Raw genomic sequence first — 1,821 nt, forward strand, 5'->3', positions numbered from 1 at the left:
GCCGGCCACGCTGATGCGTTTGGGGCCGACCCGGTCGATGATCGGCCCCGACAGCGCCTGGGCTAACACATAGGGGACTATCTGACAGAAAGCCAGGACCAGGACCCGGCGCCAGTGACCGGCCGAGGCCGCCGTCGAGGCCAGCCCCAGCGCGTCCACCCGGCCGAGGACTTCGAGCAGGGCTGCCCGGTGTGCCGGTTCGCTGCCGGGCGCGACGGCCCGGTAGGCGATCGCGGCCGGGTCGTCCAAGAGCGAGACGAACGGCAGTCCCGAGTAGGGCAGCGACGGCAGATCGAAGTGCAGCCGGCCCGGCAGCGCCGTGGCGGCGGTGTCCGCGCGCACGGACGCCAGAGTCTCCAGGTATCGGTGGGTCACGTCGGTGTCCGCGCCGTAGCGGTAGTAGCCGGTATTGACGATGCCGTGCAGCGCCTCGGCGAGCACGTGGTCGCTCGGTCCCTGGACCCGGACCTCCGTGGGCTCGGCGGCGGGGTCGAGCCGTGCGGCCACGGCGTCCAGCGCCTTCTGCTGTTGTACCGCGAAGCGCAGCACCTTCACCACGCCGGCGACCAGCTCGGGTGCCGAGACCTGCGGCAGCGCGGCGCTCACCAGCTCGGGCAGGTCCGCCACCCGCTCCGCGAGCACAGCCGCCTTCAGCAGGACGCCGGCCGACTCCGCGTCGGCGCCCCGCAGCGCCGCCGACCCCTGCGGATCACGCGCGCGCAGCATGTACAGGTACGGCAGCGGCGGCAGGGCCTGAGCCGCGGTCCCGTACAGCTCGTTGCGGTGTTCGCACTGGGCCGACGTCGTGACCGTGCCCTCCGGGTCACTGAGCAACAGCTCGCGCCACTGCTGGGTCAGCGCCCGCGGCCGGTCGTCGCCGGGGAACGTCAGCGCGGCGACCGGCCTGTCGGCGCCCTTCGGAAGGGTGACGACCCGTCCGGTGGTGTCCTCGCCGTGGTGGCCGCCGTCGGACAGCCGCACGACACGCCAGCCGAGGAGCCCGTCCGCGGACGTCCCCTGGGCCGAACCCGCCACCGCCGGGGCGGGCCGCAGCCAGCACGAGCCGGCCGCCAACTCGGCCCCGGGGGCGTGCCGCAGCAGCGCGTCGGCGAGGAAACCGGGCTGCGAGCGCCGGCCGTACGCACCGCCCACGGGGTCGTATTCGAGCCAGCCGCCCTTGTCCTCCCCGTCCCTGTTCTGCCACACCCAGTACGACGTGCCGTCGGAGAGCAGCGCGCGCTCCGCGGGCAGCTTCGTGTCGCCGCTGTGGAGGACCCCGCCGCCGGTGGTTCGGCCGCCGCCGGGCAGCTGCAGGCTGAGGTGATCCGAACGCATGGCCCAGGAGTCGGCGCCAGCGAGAGCGAACACCGTGTCGGGCGCGGTGTGCCAGTAGCCTTGCGGCTCGCCGCGACCGTACGTGCTCCAGAACACCAGCAACGCACCGTCCACGTAGTGGAAGCCCGTCCGCCACACGGACGTGGTGGGCAGCCGCAGATCGTGCACGAGAACGGTGGAGTCGGCGTCTATGACGCGCACCTGCGTCGCGTTGGCCACGATCAGATACGGCCAGGCCTCGACGACCGTCAGACCCTCGGTGGTGTGGTGCCCCGGTGCCAGCTCCGTCAGCGCCTCCTCCCACGCCGGCCAGCGCAGCTCCTCCCACAGACCGCCCCGAAGCGTGCGCGCCAAGGCCTCGCCGAGATCGGCACCGGCCGCGGCCGCGACCTCCTGCGGCGCGAGCGCGAGAGACTCGGAGGGCTGCCACGAAAGGAGCTCGATCGCCTTAGGCAGTCCGGGAAGCCCGGCCGCCACCGACGAGGT

General features: G+C 73.4%; 1 pseudogene. It reads right to left on the reverse strand.

Going from position 1 to position 1,821, the window contains the following annotated elements:
* Nucleotides 1-1,821, reverse strand: a pseudogene (locus tag ABZY11_RS44215) (DNA-binding protein); the annotation flags it as partial.

The organism is Streptomyces sp. NPDC006510 (assembly GCF_040611955.1).
In the GTDB taxonomy this organism is placed as follows: Bacteria; Actinomycetota; Actinomycetes; order Streptomycetales; family Streptomycetaceae; genus Streptomyces.